The sequence below is a fragment of the Microbacterium sp. CH-015 genome, from assembly GCF_049707015.1.
In the GTDB taxonomy this organism is placed as follows: domain Bacteria; phylum Actinomycetota; class Actinomycetes; order Actinomycetales; family Microbacteriaceae; genus Microbacterium; species Microbacterium aurum.
The window spans coordinates 294,515-313,914 of record NZ_JBNAFJ010000001.1 but is presented as its reverse complement, the minus strand read 5'-3'; the positions used below and the strand labels follow the sequence as shown (position 1 = coordinate 313,914).

Here is a 19,400-nt window from a genome sequence, read left to right as displayed (position 1 = left end):
AAGAACGGAGAGCGCGAGCACCGTCGCTAGGCTGGTGGCGTCCCCTCACCGCACATGGAAGTCGGTCAGCATGCGCACCTTCCCCCGCTCACTCGTCCTCGCCATCGCCGCCGTCGTGCTGGGGATGCTCCTGCCGACGGCCGCCCTCGCGGCGTCCGCCGACGTTCGCGGCACGTCCGTCATTGCGCCCGCCGTGGACAACCCCGCGCCGATCTTCACCGATACGAACGGCCACGTCTTCGAGAACGAGATCGCCTGGCTCGCCTCCGCCGGCGTCACGCGCGGCTGGGAGGTCTCGCCCGGGATGTACGAGTTCCGGCCGCAGGCGCAGATCCTCCGCGGGGAGATGGCAGCGTTCCTCTACCGGCTGTCGGGCTCGCCGAACTTCGACGTTCCGACCACCTCGCCGTTCATCGATGTGTCGACGGATTTCGTGTTCTACCGCGAGATTGCCTGGCTCGCGGAGCAGGGCATCTCAGCCGGGTGGTCGACCCCCGCAGGAGCAGAGTTCCGTCCCTTCCTCTCGACGTCGCGCGACGTGATGGCGAGATTCCTGCACCGATTCCAGCTGAGCCCGGCCTTCGACGCCGGAGTGAGCCCGTTCCGTGACGTCACCGGCAGCACGGTGTTCGCGACGGAGATCCTCTGGCTCGCCTCCGAGGGCATCTCGACGGGCTGGAACGTGGGCTACGGCTGCTACGAGTACCGCCCGTATCAGAACGTGACGCGCTCCGAGATGGCTGCGTTCCTCTACCGGATGGAGAACGGCGGCACGACGCCGCTCGTGGGCAACACGTGCGCACCCCCGCCGTCGCCCCTCGTGTCCGACCATGTCACCAGCGGCGCCTTCTGCGGACAGGCGAGGCTCGGATGGTACGGCTATACCGTGACCGGTGTGCTCATGCGGTGCACTCAGCTCCCCGGAGAGACGCAGCCGCGCTGGCGCCAGGCGTGATGCCGAGCCCGCGCTGATAAAATCGATCACTATGCCCAGAGTTCTTGTCGACCTTCTCTCGTACACCGGCACGAAGGGCGGGACAGAGACCTACACTCGCGAGCTCTACCGTCAGATCGGGCAGATGGACTCGCCGTTCGAGTTCGTGGGCTACGCGAGCAAGGAGTTCCTCACCCACGACCACTCGTGGTTCCCCGGCGAGGTGATTCCTTCGGGATACAGCGGCGAGAACCGGTTCTCGTGGGCATACGGAGAGCTGTTCGGCGTCGCCAAGGCGGCGCGGCGGCTGAACGCAGACCTCATCCACTGCCCGGCGATGCTGGGCCCCATGCGCTCGAACGTCCCCGTTGTGATCTCGATGCACGACCTGCTGTACTTCGCGCACCCCGAGTACATGCTGACCGGGCTGTACACCGAGCCGGTCAAGTGGATGGAGAAGCGCGCGGCAGCAAACGCGACGCGCATCCTCACCATCAGCGAGGCGTCCGCCGCCGACATCCGCAAGTACCTCCACTTCCCGCCCGACCGCACGGATCTGGTCCCCCTGGCGGGCACGGTGCAGCCGCGTGAACGCGGACCGGTGCAACGCGATCGCGCGACCTTCCTCGCGGTGGGCAACCGCCGCCCGCACAAGAACTTCGACGGGCTGGTGCGCGCTGTTGCGACGATCGAACCGTCCCGCCGCCCCCGGGTGATCATCACCGGCAGCCACGGGGACGACCCGCTTCTGCCGCTCGTGCGAGAGCTCGGCGTGGAGGACTCCGTCGAACTTCTGTCCTGGGTCAGTGTCGAGGACCTCGACGCCCTCTACTCGCGCGTGACCGCTCTCATCGTGCCGTCGCACTGCGATGGCTTCTCGTTGCCCGCTCTCGAGGCCATGATGATCGACCTGCCCGTGCTGCTGGCCGACATCTCCGTCTACCGAGAGGTCGGCGGCGACGCCGCGATCTACTTCGATTCCTCAGACGATGCCGCGATCGGCCGTGCCATGGTGGAGGCCGTCGACAACCCCGATCGCCTCGCCGAGCTCGCTGTGGCCGGACGCGAGCGTGCAGCGCTGTTCTCGTGGGAGAAGGTCGCGACCGGCACGTTCGAGTCGTTCACCCGCGCCCTGCAGGGCTGACCGGGCCGCTTCACGCTGCCTGCGAGATCGGGGGCTGTCAGCGCAGATCGAGCAGGATGCCGCGGAGCGCGTCGATGTGCTCAGTGCTCGCGTAGTGCCGATTGCCGATGAAGAGGCCGTCGAAGTGAACGGCGTCTGCAGCAGGGAGCGCGTCGGGAACCTCGGCGTTCAAGTATCCCATCACCGGATTGCGGGTGAAGTTGCCGGCGACGATCGGACGAGACTCGATTCCGGCGGCCGACAGTGCCGCACCCAGCTCGCGACGGCGACCCGCATACGCTCCCTCGAGAACCATCGAGAAACCGAACCAGCTGCTCTCACCGACTTCACGCTGAATGCGGATGCCCTCGACCGACCCGATCGCCTCGGTGAAGTAGGCGCCGTTCTTGCGCCGCTCTTCGATGATCATCGGGATCTTCTTCACCTGCTCGATGCCGAGTGCACCGGACATCTCGACCGGGCGGAAGTTGTAGCCCGGCAGCGCGAAGCAGAACGAGTCCTCGAACGGGTCGCCCGTCTTGTCGTGAATGAAGTTGTGCTCGGGCAGCTCGCGGATCCAACCGTGCGCACGCAGCGACACCAAGGTCTGGTAGAGCCGCTCGTCATCGGTGAGGACCACGCCGCCCTCCATGGTCGCGATGTGGTGCGAGTAGAACGTGCTGAAGGTGCCCATGGCTCCGAACGTTCCCGCGACCTTGCCGCCGAACGTCGCGCCGAGCGACTCGCAGTTGTCCTCGAGCAGGAGCAGCCCGTGGCGGTCGCAGATCTCTTGGAGGCGCGCGAAATCGTTCGGGTTGCCGAGGAGGTTCACCGCGAAGACGGCCTTCGTGCGCGGCGTGATCGCCTGCTCGGCGAGGTCGAGATCCATGTTCAGCGTGTCGATGTCGATGTCGACGAACCGCAACGAGAGCCCGTACTGGTGCAGCGGATAGTAGGTCGTCGCCCACGACACCGCGGGCACGAGGACTTCGTCGCCGGGGTTGAGGTCGATCTCGGGGTCGAGGACGGCGGCGGCGATCGCAACGAGGTTGGCGCTGCTGCCCGAGTTGACCATCACGGCGTGCGCGGAGCCGAACTGCGCAGCGAAGTCACGCTCGAACTGCGCCACCAGAGGACCCATCGTGAATCGTCCGCTCGCGATCACACGCTGCATGGCATCGTGCTCCGCATCGTCCCACGAGCTCGTCGCCAGCGGGAATCCGGATTCTTCTTGGGCGGTCATAGTGCCTTCTCTCGGGGTTCGGTGTACAACGCCTGCATCGCGACATACGCTTCCGCCATCCCATCGCGGATGCTCGTCTGCGGGCGCCAGCCCAGTTCGGTCGCTCGAGTGGAGTCGATGAGTCTCCGGGGAACGCCGGACGGCTTGCTGGTGTCGAATCTCAGATCGCCGTCGTAGCCGACGACCTCACGCGCGACCTCGTAGTACTCGGCGATGCTGTGGTCTTCCCCCGCGCCGACGTTCAGCCACGCTGGCCAGTCTTCGAGGGAGTCCAGCTGAGAAACGAGCCAGTCCGCGAGATCCTCGGAGTACGTGAACTCCCGGCGGGCCGTGCCGTCACCCCAGACCTCGACGCTCGGCGCACCCTCGGCCTTCGCTCGGTGCACTTTTGTGAGCGTCGCCGCGACCAGGTGGGCGTCGGCCGATCCGAAGTGATCGTAGGGGCCGTAGAGGTTCGACGGGAGGACGGCACGATAGACGAGTCCGTGCTGCACCGACGCGTACTGGCAGAGCTTGATCGCGGTCACCTTCGACAGCGCATAGCCCTCATTGGCAGACTCGAGCGGACCGGTCATCAGGTCGCTCTCGACATACGGCCGTGTGTACTCCGCGGGAAAGGCCGCGGCGGTGCCGACGTAGAGGAGGCGCGAGACGCCGCCGCGAATCGATCCCTCGATCACGCTCGAGTCCATGAGGAGGTTGTCGAGAAGGTAGTCGAGAGGCGCCGCCAGCTTGGCGGCGATGCCGGCGACCTTCGCCGCGGCGTGGAGGACGGCGTCCGGCCTCGCGTCCGCGATATACTCCGCAACCGCCTCACGGTTTCGCAGGTCGAGCTGCGAGCGAGGCGGCGCGAGTACCTCCACGTCGTCTCCGGAGCGGCGAAGCCGCGCGAAGAAGCTCGATCCGAGCATCCCCTGAGCGCCGGTCAGGAGAACTCTCATCAGGCTCCCTGCACGGTGTCCACGTATCGGGAGCCCTCGAGCTCGAAAGCCTTCTGATCGGCTTCGACCATGATCTGCGCGAGGCGCGGGGTGAGGACCTTCGGCGTCCATCCCAGCAGATCCTGCGCCTTGCTGAAGTCGCCCACCAGAGCGTCGACCTCGGTCGGACGCAGGTAGCGCTCGTCGAAGCGCACGTAGTCCTCCCAGTCGAGACCCACATGGCGGAACGAGAACTCGAGGAAGTCGCGCACCGTGTAGGCGGTGTTCGTCGCGACCACGAAGTCCTCCGGAGTGTCGTGCTGGAGCATCCCCCACATCGCCTCGACGTACTCGGGCGCATAGCCCCAGTCGCGAACCGCGTCGAGGTTTCCCATGTAGAGATAGTCCTGCTTGCCGGCCGCGATCCTGGCGACGGCCCGCGTGATCTTGCGTGTCACGAAGGTGTCGCCGCGGCGCGGTGACTCGTGATTGAACAGGATGCCGTTCGCCGCGAACAGGCCGTACGCCTCGCGGTAGTTCTTCGTGATCCAGTACGAGTACACCTTCGCGACGCCGTAGGGCGAGCGGGGGTAGAACGGCGTGGTCTCGCTTTGCGGCGGCGGCGTCGCGCCGAACATCTCCGAGCTGCTCGCCTGGTAGAAGCGAGCATCCGAACCGGTCGCACGGATGGCCTCGAGCAGACGGATGGTGCCGAGCCCGGTCGCGTCACCCGTGTACTCGGGCTCGTCGAAACTCACCCGCACGTGCGACTGCGCGGCGAGGTTGTAGACCTCGTGCGGGCGGATCTGGTCGATCAGCGTGACGAGCCTGGATCCGTCCGTCAGATCGGCGTAGTGGAGCTTCAGCCGCGCATTCGGCGTGTGCGGATCCATGTAGATGTGGTCGATGCGGTCGGTGTTGAACGTCGACGACCGACGGATGAGGCCATGAACCTCATACCCCTTGGCGAGCAAGAGCTCTGCGAGGTAGCTGCCGTCCTGGCCGGTGATGCCCGTGACGAGGGCGCGCTTGAGTTCCGCGTTGTTCATGTTGAAGACTCCGACGATTCCGAGGGCACCGCACCGGGCGCCCTGTGTGCTGACGAGCGCCAGCTGAGTTGGGACAAGCCTATCTCATTCACTCGCGAGACCCCGGGGGAACCGTCGCGGCCAGCGCGCGTGCCCGCGCTGTCACTCGCGACGCGGCATATCGCGACGCCCAGCGCACCGGCAGGTCCCAAAGGAAGGAGAAGGGCCGGAGACCCTTCGGAAGGTGAGCGCGTTTCACGGCCTCGGACTCCGCACTCGAAGCCCGCCTGTTCGCCACCGTGAGCGAATCGGGGTGCCATCGGAAGGCGGCGACCGGCTCGCGCGTGGCGAGGAAGCGCCCCCGGCGGCGCAGCGAGAGGAACGCGTCCAGGTCCATCGCGTAGCGCAGGCTCTCGTCGAAGCCGCCGATGGCCTCGAGGTCGTCGAACCTGATCAGCGCCGCGGGATTGGGGATGAGGTCGGGGCCGAAAGGCAGGATGAACGTCGCCAGCCGTCCTGCCGCACTCACCCACGCGATCCCCCCGTGCGGATCGACGTAGTCGCACGCCCCGTAGGCGACGACCGCGCGCGCATCCGACTCCAGCATTCCCTGCAGGCGAGCGAGTCCGCCCGGCCGGAAGAGGTCGTCGTCGCCGATCCAGGCGTAGTAGCGCTCGCTCGTCCGGGCCTTCAACCCGCAGTTGATCGCCGCACTGATCCCGAGTTTGGGATCATCGACGAGCACGGCATCGTAGGACTCCGCGAGCGCACGCGCCTCGGCGGCGGAGGGCGGCGAGACGACGACGAGCGTCAGTGCGACGGTGGACCGCTGCACCGCGACCGACTCCAACGTCTCTCGCAGAAACTCCAGCCGGTCGCCGAGGGTGGGAAGCACGACGAGGATGCCGGGGGCGGTGTCAGTCAAGAGGATGCCTCGCGTGTGATGGGGGGGAAGAGAGCCGGGAGATCAGCCACGCAGCGAGGCGCGGTTGGCGCGGTACCAGTCGATGGTCGACTCGAGCCCCTCCTTCAGGCCGATCGACGCGGTCCAGCCGGCGGCGGTGAGCTTCGAGATGTCGAGGAGCTTCTGCGGGGTGCCATCGGGCTTGGAGGTGTCCCACTCGGTCCGGCCCTCGAACCCGACGGCCTGCGCCACCAGTTCGGCGATCTCGCGCACCGTGCTGTCTTCACCGGTGCCGACGTTGACCTGCTCGGGTCCATCGAAGTGATCGAGCAGATAGAGGCAGGCCGAAGCCATGTCGTCGACGTGGAGGAACTCGCGTCGGGGAGCACCCGTTCCCCAGTTCGTCACTTCGTCTGCGCCCGCGGCGACGGCTTCGTCGTAGCGGCGGATGAGCGCGGGGAGCACGTGCGACCCGGTCGGCGAGAAGTTGTCCCCGGGACCGTAGAGATTCGTCGGCATCGCCGAGATCCACGGAAGGCCGTACTGACGGCGCACGCTCTGCACCTGGAGGATGCCGGCGATCTTGGCGATGGCGTAGGCATCGTTGGTCGGTTCGAGGTGCCCCGTCAGCAAGCTCTCCTCACGGATGGGCTGAGCGGCGTCGCGCGGGTAGATGCAACTCGACCCGAGGAACAGGAGCCGCTCGACATCCTGCTCGAGCGCAGCGTCCATGACGTTCACCTGCACCTGAAGATTGTCGGAGAGAAAGTCGACGGGGTAGGTGCTGTTGGCGAGGATGCCGCCCACCTTGGCTGCCGCGAGCACCACGTGGTCGGGCTTCGTCTCACGAAAGAAGTCGAACACCGCGTCGCGATCGCGCAGATCGAGCTCCTTCGATGTCCGGCCGACGAGGTTCGTGAAGCCCGCGGCCTCCATCGCCCGCCAGATCCCCGACCCGACCAGACCGCGGTGGCCGGCGATGTAGACGATGGAGTCTCGATCGAGTTCTTTCGGCTCGTACGTAGGCTCGTGCGACATTGTGTGAGGTGCTCCCGACTCTTCTTCGTCTCAATGATAGTTGGCGATGCGATGCGGCGGCCGTTCAGCCCACAGGTCCCGGGGGGTTCGCGGCGACGGGATCTCCCGCCCTTCTCAGGAGGGCGCCGGCCTGAAGCAGAAGTCCGATCAGCGGCGCGACCAGGAGCGCCGTCCCGACGCGCAACTCGATGTCGCCCGGAACCGCAAGCGCCAGGATGGTCGCCGCCGCCGCGACGCCCCACCCCACGGCGTTGGCCAGATGCCGTCGTGCGGCGATCAGGGCCGGTCCTGTGACGCACATCGCGGCCACGAGACCGGCGCTGGCGACGATCGTCGCCGCCATCCACCCATCGACGGAGAAGCGGCCGCCGGAGACCCAGGTGATCAGCGGCGGCGCGATGAGCCACCCGAGCGCTGCGAGCGCGGCGACGGCGACCAGCGCGAGACCGAGGATGCGCATCAGACGGCCGGGGAGAACGCGCCCGCCGCGGAACACCGCGGAGATGAGGAAGCTCTGGAGGGCGATCACCGGGATGACGATGGGGGCGCGGGTGAGCGTGATGGCGAGGATCAGTGCGCCGGTGACGGCAGCGGGCTCGTCGGCCGCGATGACACCGATGAGCATCGGGAGGCCCGTGATCATGACTCCGGACGCTGCCGCGGCGCCGACCGTGCCCACGACGTGCGCGGAGAGCCGGGACAGGGACACGTCCAGCCGGAACGCGCCGATCACGCGTCGCCGAACCCAGAGCCACACGATGCCGAACGAGGCGCCGAAGGGGATCGCCACGAACAGTGCGAGCACGGCGGTCGGCAACTGGGCGGCGAAACCGGTGATTGTCAGCGCGGCGCGGATCACGACGTCGATGACGATGAGCGCGGCGACCGGCGTCCAGAGCCGCAGCCCGTAGAGCACACCCGACAGCACCGCGTTGGCCAGATAGCCGACGAGCCCCACGGAGAAGATCGCCGCCACGCTCGGCACACCCGCTTGCAGGAGCGCTCCGCCGAACCACACGGCGACGATCACCGACACGCACACGACGACGAGTCCCGCCCACAACGTGAACGTGCGCAGGACGGCGGTCGGAGGCTCGCCGGAGGCGGGATGCGCAGCGCGTGCGACCTCCTGCTGCACCCCCGACATCGCCGATACCCCGAGGTACAGCGCCGACCAGAACACCGAGAACGCCACATACGACGATCCGTCCTGCAGCATCCGGGGCGCGAGAAGCTGAATCGCGTAGCCGAACACACCCGCTATCGCGGTCGCGACGAGGATGCTGCGCAGTCCGCTCGCGGCGGACTCAGCCTTCATCGCGGGTCTCGGGCTCGCCCCCGGGGCGACCGAGGTCGGTGCGCAGCTCTTCGACCTCGGCGCGGAGGATCGCGACATCCTCTGCGACGCGGCGCACCTCGTCCTCCGCCTGCGACAGTTCCCACGACAGGTGGAGCGCGACGCCGACCAGGAGCACGATGGCGAGGGCGAAGATCAGGTTCGACGGCACCTCGACACCGAGCAGATGAGTGAGGCCCACCAGCAGGCCGGGGAAGATCGCGAGGACCAGGATGGCGAGCCCGATGATGATCCACAGCGTCGCGTACTTCTCGCGCAGCTGTCGACGAAGCAGCATGGACACGATGATCACGAGGACGATCAGTGCAAAGCAGATGCCGGCGACAACGATCATGCGCTGGCCTCCGCGGGGCGACGACGCCCGCGCATGAGTGCAAGACTCAGTGCAAAGACGGAACGCAGCAGGTAGATCGCAGAGCCGATGAAGTTCTGGCTCGGGCTGCCGTGCATCCGGGCCCGCATCGCAACCGGGACCTGCGTGACTGTGAGGCCCGAGTGGATCGCGCTCACGAGAGAGTCGACCGTGTCGCCGAGATACTCCGCCGGGTAGTAGCGGACGTACTGATCGATCGCCTTGCGGTTCGCCGCACGAAACCCACTCGTGACGTCCGTCAGCTTGGTCTTCGCCACGGCGGAGATGACCGACGCGAGGAAGACCATCGCCCAGCGGCGGGGTCCCCGCACCTCATATTCGCCTTTGTCGGCGAACCGAGCACCGATCGAGATGTCGGCCTTCTGAAGGCCCGCGAGGACCTCCGGAATGTCGGCCGGGTTGTGCTGGCCGTCGGCATCCACCTGGATCGCTCGGTCGTAGCCGTGGCGCTGGGCGTAGGTGAACCCGGTGCGCATCGCCCCCCCGACGCCCATGTTGAACGGGAGGATGAGTACGCGGGCTCCCGCCTCCCGGGCGACTGCCGCGGTGTCGTCGGTCGAGCCGTCATCGACCACGACGACGTCGTATTGGTCGAAGTGACCGCGGATCTCTCGCACCGTTTTGCCGACGTTCCGAGACTCATTCCAGGCGGGCACGATGATGAGCGTGCGCTCGGCGGGGGCCTCCATGACGTTCGATCCTACCGTGGGCGTTTGCGACGAGAACGCGAAGCGCGCCGCGTCTATGCCACGATTGGGCTGTGAAAGGCATAATCCTCGCCGGAGGCTCCGGCACGCGGTTGCACCCGATCACGCTGGGGGTCTCCAAGCAGCTCATCCCGGTCTACGACAAGCCGATGGTCTACTACCCGTTGTCGACGCTAATGCTCGCCGGCATCGACGACATCCTGATCATCACGACCGCGCACGACGCGCCGTTCTTCGAGCGTCTGCTCGGCGACGGGTCACGATTCGGCATCCGCCTGACCTTCGCGCAGCAGCCGTCGCCCGACGGACTCGCGCAGGCGTTCACGATCGGCGCCGACTTCATCGGCGACGACAAGGTCGCCCTCGTACTCGGTGACAACCTGCTGTACGGCCCGGGCCTCGGCACGCAGCTCAAGCGCTATGCCGACGTCGATGGCGGCGCCGTGTTCGCCTACTGGGTCGCCGAGCCCTCGGCGTACGGCGTCGTCGAGTTCGACGAGGCCGGCCGAGCCGTCTCGCTCGAGGAGAAGCCCGCGACTCCGAAGAGCAACTTCGCGGTTCCGGGGCTCTACTTCTACGACAACGACGTCGTCGAGATCGCCCGTGCCCTTCGCCCGAGCCCGCGCGGCGAGTACGAGATCACCGACGTGAACCGGGCCTACCTCGAGCGTGGAAAGCTCAAGGTAGAGGTGCTGCCCCGCGGCACGGCGTGGCTCGACACCGGCACGTTCGACCAGATGACGGATGCCGCGGAGTACGTCCGCACGATCCAACGTCGTACCGGGCTGTCGATCGGGGTGCCCGAAGAGGTCGCGTGGCGACAGGGATTCCTGAGCGACGACGAGCTGCGCGTGCGCGCTGAGAAGCTCGTCAAGTCGGGGTACGGCACCTACCTGCTCGAGTCTCTGGAGAGAGGGCGCTGATGCGCAGACTGCTCGTCACCGGCGGAGCCGGCTTCATCGGCTCGAACTTCGTCCACCATGTCATAGAGCACACGGACGACCACGTCACGGTGCTCGACAAGCTCACCTACGCGGGCAACCGGGCATCCCTCGACGGCCTTCCCGAGGACAGGCTCGCCTTCGTGCAGGGCGACATCGCCGATGCGGCGCTCGTCGACGGGCTCTTCGCGGATGCCGACGCCGTCGTGCACTACGCCGCCGAGTCGCACAACGACAACTCGCTCAACGACCCGCGCCCGTTCCTCGACACCAACATCATCGGCACCTACACGCTGCTCGAGGCCGCACGAAAGCACGGCACCCGCCTGCACCACATCTCGACCGACGAGGTGTACGGCGACCTCGAGATCGACGACCCCGAGCGCTTCACCGAGAGCACCCCCTACAACCCGTCGTCGCCGTACAGCAGCACCAAGGCGGGCTCCGACCTTCTCGTGCGCGCCTGGGTGCGCTCGTTCGGCGTGCGGGCGACGATCTCGAACTGCTCGAACAACTACGGCCCGTACCAGCACGTCGAGAAGTTCATCCCCCGCCAGATCACGAACGTCATCCGCGGCATCCGCCCCAAGCTCTACGGCACGGGCGAGAACGTGCGCGACTGGATCCACGCCGACGACCACTCTTCGGCCGTGCTGACGATTCTCGACAAGGGTGAGATCGGCGAGACCTACCTCATCGGCGCGGACGGCGAGAAGGACAACAAGACCGTCGTCGAGCTGATCCTCGATCTCATGGGCCAGGGTGCCGGGGCATACGATCACGTGACCGACCGCGCGGGGCACGACCTGCGGTACGCGATCGACTCGACGAAGCTGCGCACCGAACTCGGCTGGCAGCCCCAGTACCGCGACTTCGAGGCAGGGCTTGCCGCGACGATCGACTGGTACCGCGCGAACGAGGCCTGGTGGGCGGCCGACAAGGACGGCGTCGAGGCGTTCTACGCCAGCAAGGGGCAGTGACCGCGTGACGGAGTACGGCAAGCCTCTGGGGGCGACCGAGACGACCATTCCCGGGCTCGTGGTCTTCGATCTGCCCGTTCACGGCGATGCGCGCGGGTGGTTCAAGGAGAACTGGCAGCGCGAGAAGATGACGGCGCTCGGCCTTCCAGACTTCGGGCCGGTGCAGAACAACATCTCGTTCAACGACGCCGTCGGGACGACCCGTGGCATCCACGCCGAGCCATGGGACAAGTGGGTCTCCGTCGCCACGGGGCGCATCTTCGGAGCCTGGGTGGACCTGCGCGAAGGGCCGACCTTCGGCGCCGTCTTCACGACGGAGCTCGACCCGTCGAAGGCGATCTTCGTTCCGCGCGGCGTCGGGAACTCGTATCAGACCCTCGAGCCCGACACCGCCTACACGTACCTCGTCAACGACCACTGGTCGCCGGATGCCGCGTACTCGTTCCTCAATCTCGCCGACGAGACGGCCGCGATCGGCTGGCCGATCCCGCTGTCGGACGTCGAGATCTCGGCGAAGGACCTCGCCCACCCACGCATGGCGGACGTCACCCCCATCCCGCCGAAGAAGATCCTCGTCGTCGGCGCGAATGGGCAGCTCGGCCGCGCCCTGCGGGCCGAGTACGGCGATGCGCCGCACGTCGAGTACGCCGACCGGTCGACGTTCGACATCTCCTCCACCGATCTCGCGACCGCGCGCCGCTGGCGCGACTACGGCACGATCATCAACGCCGCCGCTCACACCAGGGTCGACCTCGCCGAGACGCCCGAAGGGCGAAAGGACGCCTGGGCAGCGAACGTCACCGGCGTCGCCACGCTCGCGCGCATCGCCGCAGACAACGGCATCACGCTCGTGCACGTGTCGAGCGACTATGTCTTCGACGGCACGCTCGACCGCCCGTACCGCGAGGACGATCCGGTGTGCCCGCTCGGCGTCTACGGACAGACGAAGGCCGCCGGCGACGCGGTGGTGTCGACCGCGCCGCGTCACTACATCGTGCGCACCAGCTGGGTGATCGGCGACGGCAGCAACTTCGTCCGCACGATGGCGTCGCTCGCCGAGCGCGGCATCGAACCGAGGGTCGTCGACGATCAGATCGGGCGGCTGACGTTCACCGCCGACATCGCCCGTGGCATCCGTCACCTCGTCGAGCACGCCGCGCCGTTCGGCGTCTACAACCTCACGGGCGACGGCGAGCCACATTCGTGGGCTGACATCGCGCGTGCGGTCTTCGCGCTGACGGGCCACGATCCGGAACGGGTGACCGGTGTGTCGACCGAGGAGTACTTCGCGTCGGCGACGGGGCCGATCGCGCCGAGACCACGCAACAGCGTGCTCGACCTCACGAAGGCGACGACCCGGAACGTGCCTCTCGGCCTGGTATCCGGTCGACTCGCCGATTACCTCGCCGGCGCCTGACCGGACCGACCGCTCTTCAGCTCTGGTAGATCCGCTTCGCGACGGCGGCCTTGCGGGCACCGAGGTCCGCGACCCGATCAGAGAACTGGTCATTGACCGTCGCGACGATGTCGGCACCCGGATCGAGACTTGCCAGGTGAGCCCACCCGGTGCCGAGGTCACGGAGCGATCCGTGCTTGACGCCGTAGTATGCAGGGTCCAGCTCGATGACGGCACCACGCGCGCCCGCCGCAGCCGCGAGCAGGTGGAAGTGGAAGCGCGTCGACAGCCAGCTCTGGCCTTCTCGGGCAGGCAGGCCCTCCTGCCACAGTCGGCCGAACGAATAGAAGTCGACATCGATGCCGCGGGCCCGCAGCAGCGGAAGCGCCCACGAGTCATCCGGCGGGATGCCCTCGACAAGGCCGACAGTGGAGTGCTCGCCGTGTGAGTCGACGAATCGCACCGCGGCATCGATCAGCGATTCCCGCACCTCCGGTTCGACGAAGTCGCCCTGCAGCAGGAGCATCACGTCGGGTGTCGCAGCGTCCGCGTACAACGTCCTGCTGTTGGCGACGGCCAGGAAGGCATCGTCGATGCCGCTCACTGCACCGACGGCGTCGGCGCTGGCGGCGTCGCGCGCCTCGAACAACTCGAAGTGACGGACCCACCCGGTCACCAGCTCGCGCGCGTGATCGCTCAGTGGCAGAACGCCCTGGCCGGTGGCATACAGCGGGACGTCGAAGTGCTCCTTGAGGGAGACGAGCGCCGGGAGGATGAACAGATGGTTCTCCCAGACCGAGTTGAGGTATCCCCCTCCCAGCAGGTGGACCGAACGCATTCCACGCAGCTCTTCCAGGCCGAGATCGAACCGCGGTGAGCCGTAGTCGGTGACGAGCCGAGCAGCGCGCGCCGCGCCCTCATCGAGATCCATGCCCTGCGATCCGAATGCGAGGTGCCAGAGCGTGTTCGTCGTTCGCAGCAGCGGGTGCGTGTCGCGGAAGAGGTGATTGGCGCGACCCGGCTCGGGGCAGTCCAGCCACACGGGCGCGTCGGGGCGATGGACCGCGAGCCAGTCGAGCCACACGCGCGTGAGGATCTCGTCTCCGTAGTTGGGAAGACCAGCCGCGGAGACGAGATAGATCGGTCTCCGGTCGCGTCGACGACCGAACATGAACGCACGCCTTCCCGGCTCTGGTCGGGTACAGAGGCCGACACCATTATCGAACAAGTGGGTCGCCCGCCGCGCGATCGACGGGCGCCCGTCCGCGACTGTCAGTTCAGCAGGGCGTTGCTGCGGTACAGGAACGCGGCCATCTGATCGCGAAGCACGGACGAGAAGGGGCGGTACTCCTTCTTGCCACCGCCCACATCCCAGCCGGTGGAGATGCCCGCGGCAGCGAGCCAGGAGATCTCCTTGTAGAACACGTAGTTCTTCGGGATGTCGACGAAGGGCGAGGACGCCGGCGGCTCGAATGCCGGCGAGCCCGCCGAGCGGTAGAGGAACGCAGCCATCACATCGCGGCTCACCGGCTGGAAGGGCCGGTACTCCTTTTTTCCGCCGCCGACATCCCAGCCCGTGGAGATCCTCTCCGACGCGAGCCATGCGATCTGCTTGTAGAAGACGTAGTTCGTCGGAACGTCCACGAACGGTGACGTCGTCGGCGGATCGTAGTCCGGCGAACCGGCGTAGCGGTACAGGAACGCGGCCATCTGGTCACGCGTCACGGTGCCGAACGGTCGATACTCACGACCTGCGAAGACGTCGTAGCCCAGGGAGATGCCCTGATCGGCCATCCAGGCGATCTGGTCATGGAAGACATAGTTCGCGGGCACGTCACGGAATGTGAGCGTCTCGAGCGGGGCGCTGAGCATCACGTAGCCGCCGGTCTTCTCTCCCGCCCACAGTCGCGCGTCGAGCGGAATGCTCTCGGGCAGTGGGAGCGTGACGGAGGCCGTCCCATCGCCGCCGACGGTGACCGTGCCGAGCTCCACCGGTGCGCCCGACGAGTGCAGGTACACCTTCACAGTCGCCCCGGGGTCGTAGCCGTAGAGGCCGACGAGGGCAGCGCGTCCCGAGGGAGAATCACTGCTCGGAGCGATGTAGGCGTGGAACGCGCCGTCAGTGGGGTCGACGGTGTCAGGTGTCTCGTAGTTCCAGTAGACATATCGGCTCGTCGCGCCCGCGGCAACGAAGTCGATCATCTCGATGCTCCCGCCCCACGCCGCGGGGACGTCAAGGCGCGCGGCCACGCCGCCTGCCCCGTCGGCGGTAACGATCGCCTGAGTGAGCAGGGCCTGTCCCCCGCCCGTCGTGTTGATGAGCGAGACCGTCACCTCCTCGCCGGGCGCGAAGCCCATCAGGTCGAGCGAGGCCACGTTCCCCGCCCGGAAGCCGTTCAGGGTGAACTGCGTCGTCGACGCGTAGAGGGGGTGCGGATCAGGCGCGATCCGCACCGGAATCGACGCCAGTTCAGTGGGAGCCGTGCCGTCCGTGTGAAGGCACGTCGCCCTGACCGCGCCACCGATGTTGGATGAGAACTCGACGTCCGGCGTAATGATGATCCGGTATGCGGGGGCGACGGGTGTCTCCCCGAATCCTGCGACCTGCGCATCGGCGAGAACATTGCCGAGCGTGTCCGTGAACGCCCACACGCGCGACGCCTGATCGGCGTCGGATGCTGCTGTACACGCCGGAAGACTACCGGCGGGCCACATCGTCCACAGCGGGTAGCCGATGAGTCCCCCCGGCGCAACCACACGGCCATTGCCGAGATCGATGGCCTGGCCGGTCTCGTTGTACCAGACCGAATCGGGCCCGAGCTCAGGCAGCAACGCGTAACCCCCGGGAACGGGCCACGCATCCTCCGGACCGGCGGGGGCGGCGCTGGCCGAGAGCGCAGCGGCGGGCAGGAGCGTACCGACACAGAGTCCGAGAACCGCGAAGATTCCCAGGCGAGAGAACCGTCGACTCCGATTGCCCATCCGCTTGCCCTCCGTCGTACAGCGTGAATGTGGGCTCAGCCTACACTGGGAGTTCTCCCAGCAAATACTGTGAAACAGCGGAATGCTTCGGCGACTTCTTTCAGCGGTCCGCGCCGGAGAGCGTGTTGTTCCACATCGAGAGTGCGGACCCGATGGCCATGTGCATGTCGAGGTACTGGTAGGTGCCGAGGCGCCCGCCGAAGTGGACGTCCGCCTCGCCCTTCGCGAGTTCGCGGTAGGCGAGCAGGCCCGCACGGTCGTCTGGGGTGTTGACCGGGTAGTAGGGCTCGTCGGCGCGGGTCGCGAAGCGCGAGAACTCGCGCATGATGACCGTGCGGTCGGTCGGGTAGCGGTCGGCGCGCTCAGGATGGAAGTGCTTGAACTCGTGGATGCGGGTGTAGGGCACCTCGGCATCCGCGTAGTTCATGACGCTCGTGCCCTGGAAGTCGTCGACCTCGAGCACTTCCTCCTCGAAGTCGAGGGTGCGCCAGCTGAGCTCGCCCTCGACGTAGTCGAAGTAGCGGTCGACGGGCCCCGTGTAGACGATCGGGAGCTGCCCGACGGTCGCGGCCTTGTGGAGCGGCTGGGACGGGTCGAAGAAGTCGGTGTCGAGCCGGATCTCGATGTTGGGGTGGTCGGCCATGCGCTCGAGCCAGGCCGTGTAGCCGTCGGTGGGCAGACCCTCCCACGTGTCGTTGAAGTACCGGTTGTCGTACGTGTACCGCACCGGCAGGCGACTGATGATCTCAGCGGGGAGGTCTTTCGGGTCGGTCTGCCACTGCTTCGCGGTGTAGTCGCGGATGAACGCCTCATACAGCGGACGCCCGATGAGGCCGATCCCCCGCTCCTCGAGGTTCTGCGCCGACTTCGGGTCGAACTCGCCCGCGAGCTCCTGCACGAACGCCCGCGCCTGATCCGGCGAGTACGCCGCCTGGAAGAACTGGTTGATCGTGCCGAGGTTGATCGGCAGCGGATACACGACGCCCCGGTGGTTCGTGTACACGCGGTGGACGTAGTCGGTGAACGTCGTGAACCGGTTCACGTACTCCCACACCGCCGGGTTCGACGTGTGGAACAGGTGCGCACCGTACCGGTGCACCTCGATACCGGTCGTCGCCTCGTTCTCGCTGTAGGCGTTGCCGCCGAGGTGGTGGCGGCGGTCGATGACCGTGACCTTGCGGCCGGACGCAGCGGCCCGCTCGGCGATCGTGAGACCGAAAAAGCCCGAGCCGACGATGAGGAGATCCATGGGTGTCGAGTCTATCCGGGCGAAGTCGTCGGCATCTGGTCGAGGGTCGTCCCGAGGCGCGGTGCGAGCAGGCGCACGTACTCGAGATTCAGGTGATCGGCGTCGTAATACACGGGGATGCCGCCCACCACGGCGTAGCAGAGCGAGTCGTCGCAGAACGCGTCGGTGAAGTCGATGACCTGCACGCGGGGATCCTGGACGCGCTCGGCGGCGAGGACGATCGGGTCCGGCGGCTGCGCCTGAGCGAGGGGGCGCGCGCAGGTGAGTGGATCGGAGGCATTGAGCGTGACGCAGTCGGCACCCCGGACTTCGCCGTTGAGCGGCGGGTCGCCGATCGCGACCACGCGCGAGCCGGCATCCGCCCACCTCGTCCAGTCGCGGACGAGTCCGTCGGCGAACTGCTCGGTGGCGGGCCGCCCCGACCCGTCGTCGACGAGCTGCAGCCGCGCGGCCATCGATGTGAAGACGACATCCGGACGCTCGGCGACGATCGCGTCGGAGACCTCATCCCCCCAGCGCATGCAGGCGTCGGCATCCGCGGGCCCCCACGGTGTGCGGAATCCCACGAAGCTCACGTCGGCGACGGGGCAGCCGCCGAGGTAGCTCGTCGTCACCTCCCATCCGCGCTCGCGCGCCAGCTCGAACACGGCGCCCTGCCACTGCTGCGCGTGAGAGTCGCCGACCAGCCACACTCGCTCGGTGGGCGATCCCCCCGAGAAGTCGCAGCGATAGGTCGTGAGCTTGTCTCCCGCCGTGAGGATGTCGAGCATGTCGCCGCATTCGGGAGGCGTGTAGAAGTACTCGTTCCTCGCAGTCATCACCACCGATTCCGCGGGCCCGAAGCGGCCCGGGCAGGCGGAGGGGTTCTCGAGCGCCGCCGGGCCCACGCACGACCCCGTCGGCAGCGGAGCTGTCGGGGAATCCGCCGCTGCGCGCACCGTGTAGACACCGAACAGTGCGGCACAGCCCACGAGGACGACCGTCATGCCGATCGCCATGCCGATCAGCGAGCGCCGGACGGAGCGAGACCACCATGACCACCGCTGAGCCGGGCTCTCGACGAACGACCGCGTCAGGCCGGCGAGGACGACGGCGAGGGCGAGGATCGCGACCTTGACGGGCGTGGTGAGTTCCCGCGCCAGCGCGAACGGCGCGATGACGATGAGCGGCCAGTGCCAGAGGTACAGCGAGTACGAGGCAGCGCCGACCCATTGCACGGGCCGACTTGCGCTCACCGGGGTGTGCCAGAGTCGTTCGTGGCGGGTGCCGGCGACGATGATCGCGGCCGTTCCGATCACCGGCGCGAGCGCCGCAGACCCCGGGAACGGCGTCTCACTGCCGTACAGCAGCGCCGCGGCTGCGATCGCGGCGAGGCCTCCCGCCGCGAGGACGCCCGCCCATGCGCGCGTGAGCGGCAGCCTCGCCGCGAACAGGGCTACTGCGCCCCCGACGGCGAACTCCCACGCGCGGGTGAAGGTGACGAAGTACGCCTGGGCGGGCGAGACGACGGTGAATGCGACGGATGCCACGAACGAGCCGACACCCACCACGCCGAGAGCCAGCGCGACGCGCGCGCGCAGCGAGAGACGACCGCTGCGCACGATCGCCACGGCGGCCAACAGCAGGATCGGCCAGACGAGGTAGAACTGCTCTTCCACCGACAGCGACCAGTAATGCTGGGCGACGGTCGCACTGTCGTTGAGCGCCGAGTAGTTGACCGACATCGCCGCGAGGAACCAGTTCTCGACGTAGCCGGCGCTCGCCGCGATCTCGGCCGCGTTGCGATCCCACCGCGGATACGGCAGGAACACCGCCACCAGTACAACGGAGACCAGAAGCACGAGCAGGGCGGCCGGCAGCAGGCGACGGATGCGTCTCGCGTAGAACGCGCCGAGCCGGATTCGCCCGGCGTCGGCCAACTCACGGAAGAGGTGGCCGGTGATGAGGAACCCCGAGATGACGAAGAAGACATCGACGCCGACATAGCCTCCCGTGAGCGAGTGGGGCCACAGATGGTTGAGCACGACCGCCGTGATCGCGACGGTCCGCAGCGCCTGCACGTCGGTGCGGAAGTGAGCCGGGCGCGCGTCGGCCCGCACCGGGAGAGGACTGTTGTCGACGAGGTTCATGAGGGGCACCGGAGGCTTCGAGCAAGGCGGAAACGGCGATGAACGGACGCCGCGGTCGAAGCGCCGCGACTGCCAGCGATGCCGGACGAGGTGGCA

17 protein-coding genes are annotated in these 19,400 nt (G+C 67.4%); 5 read left to right on the top strand and 12 right to left on the bottom strand.

The annotated features are described in order from the left end of the window. The first annotated feature begins 70 nt into the window (after positions 1-70). Positions 71-955 (top strand): S-layer homology domain-containing protein, encoded by an 885-nt coding sequence (locus ACPYN4_RS01420; protein WP_424445436.1) that lies wholly within the window; start codon positions 71-73, stop codon positions 953-955. Positions 956-986: 31 nt separating this feature from the next. Further along, entirely contained in the window at positions 987-2,078 is a 1,092-nt protein-coding gene (locus ACPYN4_RS01415) for a glycosyltransferase family 4 protein (protein ID WP_424445435.1), read from the top strand. 37 nt (positions 2,079-2,115) lie between these two features. Here ACPYN4_RS01415 and ACPYN4_RS01410 read toward each other — a convergent pair whose 3' ends face one another. From ACPYN4_RS01410 to ACPYN4_RS01375, 8 genes are all read right to left on the bottom strand, one after another. Next, positions 2,116-3,300, bottom strand: a complete 1,185-nt coding sequence (locus ACPYN4_RS01410; protein ID WP_424445434.1) for a DegT/DnrJ/EryC1/StrS family aminotransferase — start codon at positions 3,298-3,300, stop codon at positions 2,116-2,118. Beyond that, positions 3,297-4,241 (bottom strand): NAD-dependent epimerase/dehydratase family protein, encoded by a 945-nt coding sequence (locus ACPYN4_RS01405; RefSeq protein ID WP_424445433.1) that lies wholly within the window; start codon positions 4,239-4,241, stop codon positions 3,297-3,299. Before ACPYN4_RS01405 ends, ACPYN4_RS01410 begins: the two co-directional genes overlap by 4 nt. Further along, a complete protein-coding gene (gene gmd, locus ACPYN4_RS01400) occupies positions 4,241-5,269 on the bottom strand; it encodes a GDP-mannose 4,6-dehydratase (protein WP_424445432.1) in 1,029 nt (342 codons plus the stop codon). The genes ACPYN4_RS01405 and gmd overlap by 1 nt, the downstream gene beginning before the upstream one ends. A gap of 88 nt (positions 5,270-5,357) precedes the next feature. Further along, positions 5,358-6,173: a glycosyltransferase gene (locus ACPYN4_RS01395; RefSeq protein WP_424445431.1), complete on the bottom strand. Its 816-nt coding sequence runs from the start codon at positions 6,171-6,173 to the stop codon at positions 5,358-5,360. Between the two features lie 42 nt (positions 6,174-6,215). Then, positions 6,216-7,190, bottom strand: coding sequence for a GDP-L-fucose synthase family protein (locus ACPYN4_RS01390; protein WP_424445430.1), 975 nt, complete (start codon positions 7,188-7,190; stop codon positions 6,216-6,218). A 64-nt stretch (positions 7,191-7,254) separates the two neighbouring features. Further along, entirely contained in the window at positions 7,255-8,508 is a 1,254-nt protein-coding gene (locus ACPYN4_RS01385; RefSeq protein ID WP_424445429.1) for a hypothetical protein, read from the bottom strand. Then, complete coding sequence (locus ACPYN4_RS01380; protein WP_424445428.1) at positions 8,498-8,881, bottom strand: DUF2304 domain-containing protein; 384 nt, start codon at positions 8,879-8,881, stop codon at positions 8,498-8,500. Before ACPYN4_RS01380 ends, ACPYN4_RS01385 begins: the two co-directional genes overlap by 11 nt. Next, on the bottom strand, positions 8,878-9,609 hold the full coding sequence (locus ACPYN4_RS01375; protein ID WP_424445427.1) for a glycosyltransferase family 2 protein: 732 nt from the start codon (positions 9,607-9,609) through the stop codon (positions 8,878-8,880). Before ACPYN4_RS01375 ends, ACPYN4_RS01380 begins: the two co-directional genes overlap by 4 nt. Before the next feature lie 71 nt (positions 9,610-9,680). On the opposite strand from ACPYN4_RS01375, the gene rfbA reads away from it, so the two are divergent. From rfbA to ACPYN4_RS01360, 3 genes are read left to right on the top strand one after another with little or no spacing between them, the layout of a single operon-like run. Next, positions 9,681-10,550, top strand: a complete 870-nt coding sequence (rfbA, locus tag ACPYN4_RS01370) for a glucose-1-phosphate thymidylyltransferase RfbA (RefSeq protein ID WP_424445426.1) — start codon at positions 9,681-9,683, stop codon at positions 10,548-10,550. Continuing rightward, on the top strand, positions 10,550-11,548 hold the full coding sequence (rfbB, locus tag ACPYN4_RS01365; RefSeq protein ID WP_424445425.1) for a dTDP-glucose 4,6-dehydratase: 999 nt from the start codon (positions 10,550-10,552) through the stop codon (positions 11,546-11,548). Before rfbA ends, rfbB begins: the two co-directional genes overlap by 1 nt. 4 nt (positions 11,549-11,552) lie before the next feature. After that, positions 11,553-12,965, top strand: coding sequence for a sugar nucleotide-binding protein (locus tag ACPYN4_RS01360; RefSeq protein ID WP_424445424.1), 1,413 nt, complete (start codon positions 11,553-11,555; stop codon positions 12,963-12,965). 16 nt (positions 12,966-12,981) lie between these two features. On the opposite strand, the gene ACPYN4_RS01355 is transcribed toward ACPYN4_RS01360, so the two are convergent. The 4 genes from ACPYN4_RS01355 to ACPYN4_RS01340 form a co-directional block, all read right to left on the bottom strand. After that, positions 12,982-14,115: a polysaccharide pyruvyl transferase family protein gene (locus ACPYN4_RS01355; RefSeq protein ID WP_424445423.1), complete on the bottom strand. Its 1,134-nt coding sequence runs from the start codon at positions 14,113-14,115 to the stop codon at positions 12,982-12,984. A gap of 101 nt (positions 14,116-14,216) precedes the next feature. Then, a complete protein-coding gene (locus tag ACPYN4_RS01350; RefSeq protein WP_424445422.1) occupies positions 14,217-15,776 on the bottom strand; it encodes a hypothetical protein in 1,560 nt (519 codons plus the stop codon). Positions 15,777-16,026: 250 nt separating this feature from the next. Beyond that, the gene (glf, locus tag ACPYN4_RS01345) at positions 16,027-17,175 is read right to left on the bottom strand and encodes a UDP-galactopyranose mutase (protein WP_424445421.1); all 1,149 of its coding nucleotides are present in this window, start codon (positions 17,173-17,175) and stop codon (positions 16,027-16,029) included. Positions 17,176-17,186: 11 nt separating this feature from the next. Next, positions 17,187-19,304: an acyltransferase family protein gene (locus ACPYN4_RS01340; RefSeq protein ID WP_424445420.1), complete on the bottom strand. Its 2,118-nt coding sequence runs from the start codon at positions 19,302-19,304 to the stop codon at positions 17,187-17,189. Positions 19,305-19,400: the final 96 nt, after the last annotated feature.